This is a genomic window from Micromonospora antibiotica, assembly GCF_017599305.1.
Classification (GTDB): Bacteria; Actinomycetota; Actinomycetes; order Mycobacteriales; family Micromonosporaceae; genus Micromonospora; species Micromonospora antibiotica.
Map to the genome: position 1 here is coordinate 78,394 of NZ_JAGFWR010000019.1, position 14,344 is coordinate 92,737.

Sequence of the window (14,344 nt, forward strand, 5' to 3'; positions counted from 1 at the left end):
GGTCGCCCACCAGGCGTGCTGGTCAACCGGCTGGTGTCGGGCCGGTGGCCACCGGGCGGGACGGGTCGGCGACCCAGCCGCTCCACGATCCGACGTAGAGCGCGGCGTCCGGCCGACCGGCCAGGTGCAACGCCAGCACCGTCTGCGCGGCGGTCACCCCCGATCCGCAGTACGCCCCCACCGGCTGGTCGGCGCGCACCCCGGCGGCGGCGAACCGGTCCCGTAGCGCCTCGGCGGTCAGGTAGCGGCCCTCGGTGACGTACTCGGGGGCGGGCAGGTTGACCGCGCCCGGCACGTGCCCGGCGACCGGGTCGATCGGCTCGGTCTCGCCCCGGTAGCGGGGGGCGGCCCGGACGTCCAGCAGCACGCCGTCGTCGGCCGCGCCGAGCCGGGCCGCGTCGTCGGCGTCCAGCACCGGCAGCCCACCCGGTGTGACGGTCACGTCGCCGGGTTGCGGGGTGGGCACCTCGACGGTGCCGGGCAGGCCGACGGCGAGCCAGCCGGACCAGCCGCCGGACAGCACCCGTACCGACCGGTGGCCGGCCCAGCGCAGCGTCCACCAGGCGCGGGCGGCGGCCAGGCCGTCGCCGTCGTCGTACACCACCACGGGATGACCGGCGCGGACACCGGCGGCCCGCAGCGCGGCCTGGAGCGCGGCCGGTTCGGGCAGCGGGTGCCGGCCCGCCGGGCCGGGCGGACCGCACAGGACGGTGTCCAGGTCCACGAAGACCGCCCCGGGCAGGTGGCCGGCGGTGTAGTCGTCGCGGCCCGGGGGGCCGACCAGCCGCCAGCGGACGTCCAGCAGGGTCGGCGGGTCGGGGCGGGCCAGCTCGGTGGCGAGCCGGTCCGGCTCGATCAGGGGCGCAGCGGTACCGGACATGACGTCCAGTCAACACCATCGGGGCATCGACCTCGCGATTCGGCGCAGGTCGATCTTCGTGGGCCGGGGTAGCATCGACCACCGGGAGGCCGCTGACGTGAAGCATGACCGGGTCGACACCACTGAGCGCGAAGCTACCTTCGCCGCCTTCGGACAAAAGGGGCGAATGTGAAAAGCCATGACTTAGTGGACACGACCGAGATGTACCTGCGCACCATCCTCGAACTCGAAGAGGAAGGGGTGCCGCCGCTGCGTGCCCGGATCGCCGAGCGGTTGCGGCAGAGCGGGCCCACCGTCAGCCAGACCGTGGCCCGGATGGAACGCGACGGGCTGCTCACCGTCGAGGGCGACCGGCACCTGGCGCTCACCGACCTGGGCCGGGGCACCGCCGTATCGGTGATGCGCAAGCACCGGCTCGCCGAGCTGCTGCTGGTCAACGTGATCGGGATGCCCTACGAGGAGGCCCACGAGGAGGCCTGCCGGTGGGAGCACGTGATGAGCGACGCGGTGGAGAAGCGGGTCTACGACCTGCTCAACCGACCCACCCGCTCGCCGTACGGCAACCCGATCCCCGGCCTGGAGGAGCTGGGCTCGCCGGAGACCGAGGCCACCGACCACGCCGAGGGCGAACGCAACCTCGCCTTCCCCGGGCTGACCGGCCCGGTGGTGGTCCGGCGGATCTGCGAAAGTGTGCAGACCGACGCCGACGTGCTGCGGCAACTGCACGCCGCCGGAGTCGACCCGGGCGCCACGGTCACCGTCGCCCAGGAACGCGACGGGGTGTTCATCGACCGCTCCGGCGAACGGGTCCGGCTGCCCCGCGAGGTCGCCTCCCGGGTGTTCGTCGCCGCCCACTGACCCGCGAAGGGCCGCCTGGTTGGCCGCGCCCCGACCCGCGCGCCGACCTCGCCGGCTGCCGGGCCGGTGTCACAGGGACCGGGTGTCGAGCTTCCTGGCCAGGTCGACCAGGTGGCCGGCCACCGCACCGGCGGTCGCCCGGTCCTCGGCCGGTGGGCAGGTCCAGCGGAGCGTGGCCAGCCGGTCCTCGGCGGCCAACCAACCCACCTCGGCCGTCGGCCCGTGCTTCGCGGTCTTCGCGCCGGTCCGCCGGTAGCCGGCCTGGCCCAGCTTCGACACCTTCGTCGCCCCCTCGGGCAGCACGTCGGCGGTGAAGGTGGGCACGTCGATCGAGGTGTCGGTGACAGTCAGGGTCAGCTCCGGCCAGGTGGTGTCCGTGGCCCGCACCACGCAGGTACGGGTATCACCCCGCTCGCTGGCCGCCGCCACGTCGAAGTGGACGCCGGTGTGCTCCTCGATCACCGCGAAGTCGAGCAGCCGGCACGCCCCGCCGGACGAGGCGGCACCCACCTCCACGACGACCGGTTCCCCCGCCGGCAGCCGTACCGGGTCGGGCTCCGACGCCCCGCAGCCCGTGGTCAGCAGCACGCCCGCCCCGGCGAGCCAGATCCGCCCGTGCACGGGCACACCTCCGTGATCGTCGGCGGGAGATCCGCCGATGTCCGTCGGAAACCGTACGGGTTGGCACTGCCGGACGGAAGACCCGGGCAGCCACCCGGCGGCGTCAGGTGGGCGGGAGGTCACGCTTGGCCCGCAGTGGAGCGGCCCCGGCACCGCCATCACCACCCAGCTCACCCGGGCCATGCCGGTCATCAGTCGGCGCAGGTGGGGCGGGCCGCCGGGACAGCCGAATTAGTCGTCTACGTACGGGCAGTGCCGGCAGCCACGCCCGCAGCAGGTGCCCCGCCGGGCCAGGAACCCGGCGCTGAGGACGAACAGCCCGGTGGCCGGGTCGGGATACCCGGCGTCCCCGGCGGCGAGCGCGGCGGCGTGCGCGGCCAGGATCCGCGCCCGGTCGGGGTGCTCAGGCGGCAGCCGGGACGGGTGCGGCTCGGTCAGCGGCCGGCCCGCCAACGGACGTCGTTGCCCACTCACCACGGCGAGTCTACGGACCCGGTGGGCTCACTGCCCCGGGCCGGCGGTCTCGGCGCGTACCCGGGTCAGCAGGTCCACGAAGGGACCGGGTCGTTGGAAGAGCGACCGGTGGCCGGCGGCGTCCAGCAGCACGTGTTCCTTGTGCGGGGCCTGGAGTTGGGCGTACCACTGGGCGGTCAGGGCCAGCCGGCCCGGCACCTCGTGCACGCCGTCGACCAGGTAGACCGGCACCGCCAGCTGCCGCACCCGGGTACGCAGGTCGACCTGCTGGACCTTCGGGTAGAGCACGTCCCAGCCGTCCAGGGTGCCGCCGAGCACGTGCGCCTTCTCCAGCAGGGTGTACTCGGCGACGCCGAGGTTCTCCCCCGTCCCGCCCCGGCCCTCGTGGTTGCCGGTGCGGTCGAAGTCGAAGGCGGCTGCCTCATTGGCCAGCAGCGGCTCGTAGTGGTACATGTCCGGATACAGCGGCGGCCCCAGATCGGTCAACTGCCGCACCAGATCGGCCCGCCCGGTACGGCCTGCCCAGGCAACGGTGTCGGTGTACTGGCTGCGGTCGGCGGCCCGCAGGTCGACCGCCTGGCCGACCCCGACGTACGCCCGGAACAGCTCCGGGCGGCGCTGCACGGCGACGGCCGCGACCAACGACCCGCCGGAGTGCGCCACCAGGTAGACGTCCGATCGGCCGAAGCGCTGCCCCAGCCGGTCGGCCACGGCGAGCAGGTCGGCGACCTCGCTGTCGAGGGTCAGCGACGACGAGGGCGGGAACGCCGCCCAGGACCGGGCCGCGCCGCGCCGGTCCACCGTCGCCACCACGAACTGCCGTTCCAGGTCGGGGAGGTGCCGACGGACCGCCCCCACCTCGGAACTGCCCGGCCCACCGGGCAGGAAGAGCAGCACCGGGGCACGCCGGTCGGCCCCGCGCAGCAGCACCCCCAGCTCCCGGTCGCCGCCACCGCGCACCGTGGTCAGCTCGGCGATCCCACCCGGTACGGCGGCCGTGACCGCCGGCAGTGCCACCCCGACCGTCACCAGTGCGACCAGCGCGGCGAGCAACCCCACCCCGGCCCGTCCCAGCCAGGTCCACACCGGACGGCGGCCCGTCGCCGGGGCGACCCGCCGGGCCAGACCCGCACCGTAGGCCGCACCGACCAGCAGCGGCAGCAGGGACAGCAGCCCGTGCACGCCCCGGCCCAGCAGCAGCGCGCCGATACCGAAGCCGGTCAGGTGCGGAGCGTCCACGGTCGGCCCCCGCAGCGGCCAGCGGACCAGCTCGACGGCGAGGGCAAAGAACACCGGAGCCGCGAGCATCGCCGCCCGGGACCGGCCCGCCCAGCCGGCGAGCCCACCGACCGCGAGGCTGACCAGGATCGACGTCACCGCCTCGGCGGTGGTGCCGGGACCACGCGGGGTCCACCAGCCGACCAGCAGACCCCAGCCGAGCGGTGCGACACCGGTGACGAGCCACCGGACCGACCGGGTGGCACGGGTGAGAAGGGCGGACTGGGACAGCGACGGCTTCGCCATGACACCTCAACCGGAGTTGTCGGCACCCCAGCCTAGTGACGACTGCCGTCATCCACCGTCCCGTCACCCGCACGGAAGGTCACGGCCCGAACCGGTCAGCCGAACCAGTGGGCCGCCTGGCCGTGCGAGCGCATCCAGGCCAGCGGCGTCCCGTCGAGGGCGAGCACGTTGTGCAGCGTCCCGTCGGGCGGTTCCGGCAGCCCGTCGAGGGCGAGCACGTCGGCCGCCTCGGCGGACACCCAGTGGCCGGGCAGGGCGCGGACCAGCGCGACGAAGGCCGCCCGAGGCGCCGACGGCACCTGGTAGAGCACGGAGGTGTGCAGGACCACCAGCGTCGCGCCGGCCGGTGCCCGCGCGGCCAACGCCGGCAGATCGTCCACCAGGTCGCCACGGACCAGCTCCGGCGGGTCGGCGGCGGCCACCGCCGCTGCCGCCCGCAGCCGGGACCGGCGGTGGGTGTGCTCCGGCCAGATCAGCGCGTCGAGCCAGGCCACGTCGGCCGGGTCGGTGACGTCGAGCGGGTTCAGGTCCAGACCGGCCCGCCACACCACCTCGGGGCGGGTGGTCGGGGGCTCGGTGCCGGTCAGCGCGCAGTCGAGGACCGGGTCGCCCGCGCCGAGCAGGTGGTCGCCGTAGCGGTAGGCGTACCGGTCGGGATAGAGGCAGAGACCGGCGGACGCGCCGACCTCCAGCAGTGCCAGCGGCTGCGGCAGCGCGGCCAGCACCGGCAGCAGCGCCGCGCAGCGGCCGACCTCGTTGGTCTGCACCGCCCGGGTGAGCATCGCGGCCCGCACGGTGGCCCAGTGCGCCACGGTGTGGGCACGGAAGGCGGCCGGGTCGTCGACCGGACCACCGAGCCAGCGGACGACACCGAGCAGCAGTTGCGGCTGCCGCTTGGCCGGGGGCAGATCGTCCAGCAGCGCCAGCAACTCGTCGTCCCGGGCGACCGCGTGGGCCAACCGCTCGTAGGCCGGTGAGACACCGTGCGCCTCCCGGGTGGCGAACTCGACGTACCGGTCGGCGGTGGTCATGCCCCGATCATCCCCGTTGCGCCCCTGCGACGCGGCCCCGCGCGGTGTCGCGCCGCTCACCATCGACGGGGAGGGCCGGCACCCGTCGGGTGCCGGCCCTCCCGTTCGACGCGTACGTCAGCTGCAACCGCTGGTGGAGCCGCAGCCCTCACAGACGTAGCAGCTGCCGGCGGGGCGCATCTTCGTGCCGCAGGTGAAGCAGAGCGGCGCGTCGGCGGCCTTGCCGATCACGGCCTCCAGCAGTTCGGTGGAGGAGCCGACGGCGGGTGCCGGCTTGGCGGCGGCCACCTCGGCCAGCTCCTGGGCCGGCTGGGCCAGCGGGCCGGTCTTCGGCTCGGCCGCCTCGACCGGGGCCGAGGACGCCATCGCGGTCAGGTCCGTGCCGCTCATCTCCGCATCGGCCTCGGCCCGCAGCTGCGCGGCCCGCTCCTTGGCGGTGAAGATGCCCAGCTCGGCACGACGCTCGTAGGGTAGGAAGTCCAACGCCAGCCGCCGGAAGATGTAGTCCATCACCGAGGCGGCCATCCGCACGTCCGGGTCGTCGGTCATGCCGGCCGGCTCGAAGCGCATGTTGGTGAACTTGCTGACGTACGTCTCCAGCGGGACGCCGTACTGCAGGCCGATGGAGATGGCCACCGAGAAGGCGTCCATCACCCCGGCCAGGGTCGAGCCCTGCTTGGACATCTTGAGGAAGACCTCGCCCAGCCCGTCGTCCGGGTAGGACGAGGCGGTGAGGTAGCCCTCCGCGCCGCCGACGGAGAAGGAGACCGTCTCCGACGGGCGCTTCTTCGGCAGCCGCTTACGCACCGGCCGGTACTCGACGACCTTCTCCACGGCGGCCGGGGCCGGCGTCTCGACGGCGGCCGGGGCGGCGGTCTTGTTCGGCTTGGCCACCGAGAGCGGCTGGCCGACCTTGCAGTTGTCCCGGTAGATCGCCAGCGCCTTCAGGCCCAGCTTCCAGCCCTCGAAGTAGATCTTCTCGACGTCGGCGACGGTGGCCTGCTCCGGCATGTTGACCGTCTTGGAGATGGCACCCGAGATGAACGGCTGGACGGCCGCCATCATCCGCACGTGACCCATCGGGGCGATGGACCGCTCGCCCATCGCGCAGTCGAAGACCGGGTAGTGCTCCGGCTTGAGGCCGGGGGCGTCCACCACGTGACCGTGGTCGGCGATGTGCTCGACGATCGCCTCGACCTGCTCCTCGGGGTAGCCGAGGCTGCGCAGGGCGCGCGGCACGGTCTGGTTGACGATCTGCATCGAGCCGCCGCCGACCAGCTTCTTGAACTTCACCAGCGCCAGGTCGGGCTCGACCCCGGTGGTGTCGCAGTCCATCATCAGGCCGATGGTGCCCGTCGGCGCCAGCACAGCGGCCTGCGAGTTGCGCCAGCCGTACCGGTCGCCGACCTTGTTGCCCTCGGTCCACTGCTTGGTGGCCTCCCGCGCGATGGCGGTGGCGACGGTGCCGGCCGGCTTGATGGCGTCGTTGGCGGCGGCGTGCTTGCGCATCACCCGCTTGTGCGGCTCGGCGTTGCGGGCGTAGCCGTCGTACGCGCCGACGATCGCGGCCAGCTCGGCCGAACGGCGGTACGCGGTGCCGGTCATCAGCGAGGTGATCGCCGCGGCCACCGACCGGCCCTGCTCCGAGTCGTACGGCAGGCCGGAGGCCATCAGCAGGGCGCCGAGGTTGGCGTAGCCGATGCCGAGCTGCCGGTAGGCGCGGGTGGTCTCGCCGATCTTGTCGGTGGGGAAGTCGGCGAAGCAGATCGAGATGTCCATCGCGGTGATGACGAACTCGACCGACCGGACGAACTTCTCCACCTCGAAGCCGCCGTCGGCGCGGAGGAACTTCATCAGGTTGAGCGAGGCCAGGTTGCACGAGGAGTTGTCCAGGTGCAGGTACTCCGAGCACGGGTTCGACGCGGTGATCCGGCCGGTCTCCGGGCAGGTGTGCCAGTCGTTGATGGTGTCGTCGTACTGCAGGCCCGGGTCGGCGCACTCCCAGGCGGCCTGGGCGATGGTACGGAACAGCTTCTGCGCGTCGATGGTCTCGATGGTCTGCCCGTCGAGGCGGCCCCGCAGGTCGAAGCCGCCGCCGTTCTCCACCGCCGCCATGAACTCGTCGGAGACCCGCACCGAGTTGTTGGCGTTCTGGTACTGGACGCTGACGATGTCGGCACCGCCGAGGTCCATGTCGAAGCCGGCGTCCCGCAGCGCACGGATCTTGTCCTCCTCGCGCGCCTTGGTCGCCACGAACTCCTCGATGTCCGGGTGGTCCACGTCGAGGATGACCATCTTGGCCGCGCGCCGGGTGGCGCCGCCGGACTTGATGGTGCCGGCGGAGGCGTCCGCGCCGCGCATGAAGCTGACCGGGCCGGAGGCGGTGCCGCCGGAGGAGAGCAGCTCCTTCGAGGACCGGATGCGGGAGAGGTTGACCCCGGCACCGGAGCCGCCCTGGAAGATCCGCCCCTCCTCCTTGTACCAGTCCAGGATGGAGTCCATCGAGTCGTCGACCGAGAGGATGAAGCAGGCGCTGACCTGCTGCGGCGACGGGGTGCCGACGTTGAACCAGACCGGCGAGTTGAAGCTGAACACCTGGTGCAGCAGCATCCAGGTCAGCTCGTGCGCGAAGATCTCCGCGTCGGCCGGGTTGGCGAAGTAGCCGTGCTGCTCACCGGCGGCCCGGTAGGTGCTGACCACCCGGTCGATGAGCTGCTTGAGCGACCACTCGCGCTGCGGGGTCCCCACCGCGCCCCGGAAGTACTTGGTGGTGACGATGTTCGCCGCGTTGACGCTCCACGACTCGGGGAACTCCACCCCGCGCTGCTCGAAGTTGATCGAGCCGTCCCGCCAGTTGGTCATGACGACGTCGCGGCGCTCCCACGCCACCTCGTCGTACGGGTGCACGCCCTCGGTCGTCCAGACCCGCTGCACCTTCAGCCCCGTCGCCGCGCCGTTCTTCGCCGCCCGCGTCCGGCTTGTTGTCACGCCGTCCCCCGCCATCTCATCGGCCCCCTCGTCTGCGCGGCCACCCGCCACGCGTCGTCACTGTCGAAATCCAGGTCGTCACTTGGTAAAAGACTCAGTCGGTACGGTCGGCGGCCCCGGCCGCGTCGACGCGGGCCTGTGCGGCGGCCCGGAGGGTCTCGATCTCCCGTTCGAAGTCGGCCAGCGAGTCGAACGAGCGGTAGACGCTGGCGAAGCGCAGATAGGCCACCTCGTCCAGGTCGCGCAGTGGGCCCAGGATCGCCAGTCCCACGTCGTGGCTCGGCAACTCGGCAGCTCCCTTGGCCCGGACGGTCTCCTCGACCTTCTGCGCCAGCAGCGCGATGGAGTCCTCGTCGACCGGCCGGCCCTGGCACGCCTTGCGTACCCCGCCGATGATCTTCGTCCGGCTGAACGGCTCGGTCACCCCGCTGCGCTTGACCACCGCGAGGACGGCCTCCTCGACCGTGGTGAACCGCTTGCCGCATTCCGGGCAGGAGCGCCGCCGCCGGATCAGCTGGCCGTCGTCGGCCTCGCGCGAGTCGACCACCCGGGAGTCGGCGTGCCGGCAGTACGGACACCGCATCGCCCGACCTCCTTGATCGACTGTGGGGCCGCCTGCCCGCCCGCCTCCGGGCACGCGTCGACCCGGCGCAACCGGTGTCGCCGGTCTCGCCGTGGTCGACGATACGGGAGTGCGGTGGGTAGTCGAACCCAACCTGTGGGCAACTTACGCCCGTGTGACTACTACATCTAGGGGTCGACCGTAGGCCGCCGGCCGGGTCGGGTCAAGTTGCCCGACTGTCCGGCGCGTCACGCCCGAACCGCCCCACCACCCCGGGCCCAACACCCCCGGACCCACCACCCCGGGCCCGTCGCCGCTCCCGGGGGTCGACAGCTCCAACCGACCGGACGCCGGGGAGGTTACCGGCCGTCCGGCCAGCCCGACCCGGACGGTTGACCGACCCGGCGGGCCACCGAACCCCTCGAACACGGGTTCGAGGAGGACGTACCATCTACCAGAACAGGCGTACGAGTTACCAGGTTTTCCACCCGACACGCCGAGACGCGTCGTACAGATGTTTGAAAATGACCGATCTCACCTATACGGTCATGAACGACCGGGCACGGCGCACCACGTCGGTCCGGCACCGCGACACCCCGCGCGCACCACGAGCCGCCAAGGCACCCAGCGCCGACCAGGGAGGACGGACGTGACCGAGGACCGGGCCAACCGGCAGAAGAACCCGCAGCCGATCGCCGAGGCGGGTCCCCCGGCCACTCGGCGTCCCCGCGCCGCCCGCAGCCGGACCGGCCAACCGGCCGTCCGCCAGGTCACGCCGGTGGTCAGCGGCTTCCCTGACCCGGCCGCCGTCGACCTCACCGCCCGCCAGCGCCGCATCCTCGAATTCATCCGCAGCTGGGTGGAGCGGCACGGCTACCCGCCGAGCGTCCGCGAGATCGGCGAGGCGGTCGGCCTGGTCTCCCCGTCCAGCGTCGCCTACCAGCTCAAGGAGCTGGAAAAGAAGGGCTTCCTGCGCCGCGACCCCAACCGCCCCCGCGCGGTTGACGTCCGCGCCCCCGTCGACGCCGACGACGAGCTGAGCCGAGCCCAGCGCCCCACCCCGGCGTACGTGCCGATGCTGGGCCGGATCGCGGCCGGTGGGCCGATCCTGGCCGAGCAGGCGGTCGAGGACGTGTTCCCGCTCCCCCGCGAACTGGTCGGCGAGGGCGAGGTCTTCATGCTCCAGGTCAAGGGCGACTCGATGCTCGACGCGGCGATCTGCGACGGCGACTGGGTGGTGGTGCGGCAGCAGCCGATCGCCGAGGCCGGTGACATCGTGGCCGCCATGCTCGACGGTGAGGCGACCGTCAAGACCTACCGGCGACGCGACGGTCACGTCTGGCTGATGCCGCAGAACCCGGCCTTCGACCCGATCCCCGGTGACGACGCCACCATCATGGGCCGGGTCGTGGCCGTGCTCCGCCGGATCTGACCTCGTCCCGCCCGGCAGCCTCCGGCGGAGGCTGCCGGTGCCGCCCCCGGTGACCGTGCCCCGCCCCGCAACGGCCGTGGCAGGTGCCTGGTCGACTGCGCACGCCCGCGATCTGGGGAGAAGTCAGTAACGCTCGCCGCTGCGGCCGGGCGGTGGGCCGTACTGGCCGCCCCGCCGGTCGTCGTGGTCGTCGTCCCGGCGTGGACCGGAACGCGGCTCCCGGGGCCCACCCTCACGCCGTGGCGGTTCGGCCCGCCCGGCACCGTAGACACCGTCCCCACCACCCGCAGCGCCACCCCGCCCGCCCGCCGGGCCGGCACCACGACCACCGGCGGGAGCACCGCCACGCCCACCGGCGGGAGGAGCACCGGGACCACCCACCGGAGCACCGCCACGCCCACCGGCCGCCGGCGCAGCACGCCCACCCGGCGGAGGGCCGCCCCGCCCACCCGGCGGAGGGCCGCCACGGGCACCGACCGGCGCACCACCGCGCCCCTCCGGTGGCGGGCCGCCACGGCCACCCGGCGGGGTACCGCCACGGCCACCCGGCGGGGTGCCACGCCCGGCCACCGGGGCACCACCACGGGCCCCGGGCGGCGCACCACGCCCATCGGCCGGCACACCACCGCGTCCACCGGCCGGCGCACCACCGCGCGGGTCGGCGGCGGCCGGCGCACCACCCCGGGCACCACCGCCCGAAGCACCACCACGCGGGCCGACACCCGGGGCGCCACCGCGCGGACCGGCACCGCCGGCCGGGGTGGCACCGTAGACACCACCGCCGGAAGGGCGACCGCCGCCGTAGACACCACCACCCGCCGGACGTCCGCCGCCCGCAGGGCTGCCACCTCCCGGACCGCCGGAGGGGACCGCTGCGGCTGCCGCTGGGGGCCGACCTCCGCCGTAGACCGCGCCGCCGGCCGGCCGGGCGGGGCCACCACCCGCCGCAGCACCGTAGACACCGCCGGTACGCGGCCGGTCCGGGGCCGGTTCGGCGGCAGGGGGAGACTCACCGGCCGGGAAGCCCTCGACCCGGGACACCGCGCCGGAGGTGAAGACCTCGTCGTCGGGATCGTCAGGCATCTCGCCGGCCGCCGCGGCCCGCCTGCGCGACCGCACGATCCCGACGATGCCGGCCCCGACCAGCACTGCGCCGACCACCCCGACCGCACCGATCAGGTAGGTGATCTGGTCCAGGCTCAGGTTGTCGTACCAGGACTTGTCCGCCGCCGGCTTGGCCCCCGCCGCGCCCTCGACCGCCTCCGCGCCCTTGGTGGACGGGGTGTAGCCGAGGATGTCGATCGGGTCCTCCGGGGAGAGTTCCCCGCCGTCGGAGACGGTGACGAACCCGGTGCCGTCCGGGGTGTACGAGATGGCCTCGCCGAAAGGGTCCGCCAACGGGGTGACCCGGGGGGTGCCGATGGTCAACGCGGCCACGATGTCGTCGCCCTTGACGTCGTACTCGAAGGCGTCGGCGTAGGTGCGCAGCACCACCCGGCTGCCGTCGGGCGAGCGGGCCGCCCCGGTGATGGCCACCCGACCGATGATGTTGAGCGGGTTGTCGGTGGTGGTCTTGGGCAGGGTGATCTCGCCGACCTTCTTCATCGGCACCGGATCGGCGTTGCCGCCGCTGTCGAGCTTCGTCTCCGGGGTGAAGATCTCCGCCTTGCCACTGGGCACCTTGGTGATCACCAGGGGCGACCCGTCCGCGCCGATCAGCAGCGCCTCGGCGTCGTGCGGCTTGCGCTCCGGGTACGACAGCCGGTGCAGCACCGGCTGCTTCGACCCGGTCACCGGCATCGTCCAGACCGCGACCCGGGTACGCCGTTCCCTGCTGGTCACGTTGTCACCGGTGTCGGCGATCCAGAGCGTCTTGCCGTCCGGGGAGAGGGCCAGGTCCTCCGTGTCGAACGGGCCGTCACCGGAGAACTTGACCGGCTCCCTGGCGATCTTGCACTTGGTGTCGAGGAAGAAGACCCGCTTGCGGCTCTCCTGGAGGGTGCCGTCGTTGATCACGACATAGCCGGTCTTCGTGGCGACCAGGCCGGACAGCTCCCGCAGCCGCTCGTCCGTGACGGTGCACTTCTTCTTGCCGGCGACGGCCAACGGCGCCACCCCGACCAACGGCACCGCACCGGTCAACGGCACTGCACCGGTCAACGGCACCGCACCGGTCAACGGCACCGCACCGGCCAGCGGCACCGTCCCGACGGGGGTGGCCAGGACCGACGCCGCCCCGGAGGTGGCAGCGGAGACCGGTGCCGCTGCGGCAGCAGCGGGTGCCACGGCCACGCCGAACAGGGCGAGGGCAACCGTGACCGAGGAGACAGCGCGGCGCATGGCGTCAGTGTCGCATGCCGCCATGAACCTCAGGTCACACCGCAGCGCTCACCGACTGCCGGCCACCGCAGGGTCACCCGCCGCCACGAACGGAGTCAACTCGGCGGCGAGCGCCTCCCCCACCCGCACGTGCAGCAGGGTGCCCTCCGGGAGGTGGGAGGTGCTCAGCACCTCACCCTGCCGGTGCAGCCGGGCAACCAGGTCACCCCGGTCGTACGGCAGGACCGCGCGGACCTCCACGGCCGGACGCGGCAACCGCTGCTCGATCACCTCGCGCAACCCTTCGAGGCCACGCCCACTGTGCGCGGAGACGAAGACCGCGTCCGGCCAGAGCCGCTTGAGCCGCAGCAGGGTCTCCTCGTCGGCGGCGTCGGTCTTGTTGACCACCAGCAGCTCGGGCAGCCGGTCGGCGCCGACCTCGGAGAGCACCTCCCGCACCGCGCGGACCTGCTCCTCGGGGTCGGGGTGGGTGCCGTCGACCACGTGCACCACCAGGTCGGCCTCGGCGACCTCCTCCAGCGTCGAACGGAACGCCTCGACGATCTGGTGGGGCAGGTGCCGGACGAAACCCACCGTGTCGGACAGCGTGTAGAGCCGCCCGTCCGAGGTGGTGGCCCGGCGGGTGGTCGGGTCCAGGGTGGCGAAGAGCGCGTTCTCCACCAGCACGCCCGCGCCGGTGAGCCGGTTGAGCAGGCTCGACTTGCCGGCGTTGGTGTAACCGGCGATGGCGACCGCGGGAACGGCGTTACGGGACCGACGGGCGCGCTTGGTCTGGCGTACCGTCTTCATCGCCTTGATCTCCCGGCGCAACCGGGCGATGCGGTGGCGGATGCGCCGCCGGTCGGTCTCCAGCTTGGTCTCACCGGGGCCACGCAGACCCACGCCGCCACCGGCGCCGCCGCCGCGCCCGGAGCCACCGCTCTGCCGGGACAGCGACTCACCCCAGCCACGCAACCGGGGCAGCAGGTATTCGAGCTGGGCCAGCTCGACCTGCGCCTTGCCCTCCTTGCTCTTGGCGTGCTGGGCGAAGATGTCGAGGATCAGCGCGGTGCGGTCGACCACCTTGACCTTGGTGCGCTGTTCCAGGTTGCGCAGCTGGGACGGGGAGAGCTCACCGTCGCAGATCACCGTGTCGGCCCCGGTGGAGAGCACCGCCGCGCTGAGGTCGTCGACCTTGCCCCGGCCGACGTAGGTGGCCGGGTCGGGGCGGCTGCGGCGCTGGATCAGCCCTTCGAGCACCTGCGAACCGGCGGTCTCGGCCAGGGCGGCCAGCTCGGTCAGCGAATTGTCGGCGTCGCGCTGGGTGCCCTCGGTCCAGACGCCGACGAGGACGACCCGCTCCAGCCGGAGCTGGCGGTATTCGACCTCGGTGACATCGGTCAGCTCGGTGGAGAGGCCGGGGACCCGCCGCAACGCCTGCCGCTCCGACAGCTCGTACTCACCGGTCGTGGCGTCGAGGTCGTCGTCCGAGAAGGGGGTGTGGGTCTCCTGGTCGCGCAAGCTGCGTCTCCTGTCCGTTCTGTGCATGTACCGAGTAATCCTGACACGGGTCAACGCGGAACGCGACTGCTATATGCCCGTGGTGGAGGTCGCCGAACGCGGGGGCGGCTGCCGCCGTGGCCCGGTGGGCGAGT

Annotated in this window: 10 protein-coding genes and 1 pseudogene; 2 read left to right on the top strand and 9 right to left on the bottom strand. The window is 73.1% G+C overall.

Features of this window, described 5'->3' with window-relative positions; all coding sequences use genetic code 11:
• Positions 1-22: 22 nt before the first annotated feature.
• Positions 23-880 (bottom strand): sulfurtransferase, encoded by an 858-nt coding sequence (locus tag JQN83_RS24775; RefSeq protein WP_208569553.1) that lies wholly within the window; start codon positions 878-880, stop codon positions 23-25.
• Between the two features lie 168 nt (positions 881-1,048).
• Between JQN83_RS24775 and JQN83_RS24780 the strand changes: the two genes are divergently transcribed.
• A complete protein-coding gene (locus JQN83_RS24780) occupies positions 1,049-1,738 on the top strand; it encodes an iron-dependent transcriptional repressor DtxR (protein WP_208569554.1) in 690 nt (229 codons plus the stop codon).
• Between the two features lie 69 nt (positions 1,739-1,807).
• Here the strand turns inward: JQN83_RS24780 and JQN83_RS24785 are convergent, their stop codons facing one another.
• From JQN83_RS24785 to nrdR, 6 genes are all read right to left on the bottom strand, one after another.
• The gene (locus tag JQN83_RS24785; RefSeq protein ID WP_208569555.1) at positions 1,808-2,359 is read right to left on the bottom strand and encodes a hypothetical protein; all 552 of its coding nucleotides are present in this window, start codon (positions 2,357-2,359) and stop codon (positions 1,808-1,810) included.
• A gap of 231 nt (positions 2,360-2,590) precedes the next feature.
• Positions 2,591-2,833 (bottom strand): DUF5522 domain-containing protein, encoded by a 243-nt coding sequence (locus JQN83_RS24790; protein ID WP_208569556.1) that lies wholly within the window; start codon positions 2,831-2,833, stop codon positions 2,591-2,593.
• Positions 2,834-2,860: 27 nt separating this feature from the next.
• Positions 2,861-4,357, bottom strand: a complete 1,497-nt coding sequence (locus JQN83_RS24795) for an alpha/beta fold hydrolase (RefSeq protein ID WP_208569557.1) — start codon at positions 4,355-4,357, stop codon at positions 2,861-2,863.
• A 95-nt stretch (positions 4,358-4,452) separates the two neighbouring features.
• Entirely contained in the window at positions 4,453-5,388 is a 936-nt protein-coding gene (locus JQN83_RS24800; protein WP_208569558.1) for a DUF2332 domain-containing protein, read from the bottom strand.
• A gap of 117 nt (positions 5,389-5,505) precedes the next feature.
• The gene (locus JQN83_RS24805) at positions 5,506-8,391 is read right to left on the bottom strand and encodes a vitamin B12-dependent ribonucleotide reductase (protein WP_208569559.1); all 2,886 of its coding nucleotides are present in this window, start codon (positions 8,389-8,391) and stop codon (positions 5,506-5,508) included.
• A gap of 79 nt (positions 8,392-8,470) precedes the next feature.
• Positions 8,471-8,959: a transcriptional regulator NrdR gene (gene nrdR, locus JQN83_RS24810; protein ID WP_208569561.1), complete on the bottom strand. Its 489-nt coding sequence runs from the start codon at positions 8,957-8,959 to the stop codon at positions 8,471-8,473.
• 628 nt (positions 8,960-9,587) lie between these two features.
• Between nrdR and lexA the strand changes: the two genes are divergently transcribed.
• Positions 9,588-10,370, top strand: coding sequence for a transcriptional repressor LexA (gene lexA, locus JQN83_RS24815; RefSeq protein ID WP_208569562.1), 783 nt, complete (start codon positions 9,588-9,590; stop codon positions 10,368-10,370).
• A gap of 483 nt (positions 10,371-10,853) precedes the next feature.
• Here the strand turns inward: lexA and JQN83_RS33895 are convergent.
• Both JQN83_RS33895 and hflX read right to left on the bottom strand, forming a co-directional pair.
• Positions 10,854-12,566 (bottom strand): annotated as a pseudogene (locus JQN83_RS33895) (hypothetical protein); the annotation flags it as partial.
• A 192-nt stretch (positions 12,567-12,758) separates the two neighbouring features.
• Positions 12,759-14,210: a GTPase HflX gene (hflX, locus tag JQN83_RS24825; protein WP_208569564.1), complete on the bottom strand. Its 1,452-nt coding sequence runs from the start codon at positions 14,208-14,210 to the stop codon at positions 12,759-12,761.
• Positions 14,211-14,344: the final 134 nt, after the last annotated feature.

Coding starts and splice junctions, on each gene's coding strand:
- JQN83_RS24775 (WP_208569553.1), bottom strand. CDS start 880: ATGTCCGGTACCGCTGCGCCCCTGATCGAGCCGGACCGGCTCGCCACC.
- JQN83_RS24795 (WP_208569557.1), bottom strand. CDS start 4,357: ATGGCGAAGCCGTCGCTGTCCCAGTCCGCCCTTCTCACCCGTGCCACC.
- JQN83_RS24800 (WP_208569558.1), bottom strand. CDS start 5,388: ATGACCACCGCCGACCGGTACGTCGAGTTCGCCACCCGGGAGGCGCAC.
- JQN83_RS24805 (WP_208569559.1), bottom strand. CDS start 8,391: ATGGCGGGGGACGGCGTGACAACAAGCCGGACGCGGGCGGCGAAGAAC.
- nrdR (WP_208569561.1), bottom strand. CDS start 8,959: ATGCGGTGTCCGTACTGCCGGCACGCCGACTCCCGGGTGGTCGACTCG.